The following is a 600-nucleotide window of genomic DNA, read 5'->3' on the forward strand; positions in this document are numbered from 1 at the left end:
CTTGAGCAACGCCATCGGCCCTGCCCCCAGTTCGGTGCGCAAGTACCAGGTCAGGCCGATGCCATCGGGCGCCTTGAGCACCATCCGAAAACGGCTGTCGCCATCGTCCAGTGGCGTGACCTGGGCTTGCTCCAGCAGGCGGATCAGGCCCCAGGTGCCCGGGTAGTCGCCGAACAGCCGTTCGTTGGCTCGCACGCTGGTCCAGGTCAGGCTCGCGCCGGGGTACTGGCTGCGGCCCGGCCAGTTGAAGCGCTGCCAGCTTTCCTTCTGGTTGAAGTACTCGTGTTTTTCGCCGTTGAGGGTGAAGGTGGTCTGCACCACGTCGCGCACCGGTTTGCCTTGCAGTTCGAAACTCAGGCCCATGCCGCCGTCGGTGAACAGCACGTCGGCCAGGTGGCTGAGCTGGTTGATCGCGGTGAGGAACTGCGGGTTGAAGCGCAGGCCCTGGCTGTGTTGCGCGTCGGCCACCCAGCGGCTGCCTTCCTTGCGCAGCAGGCCGCCCAGTTCGCGCTGCAGGAATTGCTCGAGGCGCCCGGAGTCGGCGCGGATCATCTGCCCGAGCATCGGCAACGAGGCGTCGCTGGCGGTGGCGCCGAACGG

At 66.8% G+C, this 600-nt stretch carries 1 protein-coding gene; it reads right to left on the minus strand.

Annotation, left to right across the window (positions count from 1 at the left end; genetic code table 11):
- On the minus strand, window positions 1-600 hold a 600-nt coding region (locus tag ACYP2Q_RS31485), incomplete at both ends, for a type VI secretion IcmF C-terminal domain-containing protein (protein WP_459734108.1).

The sequence above is a fragment of the Pseudomonas sp. MHK4 genome, assembly GCF_054600775.1.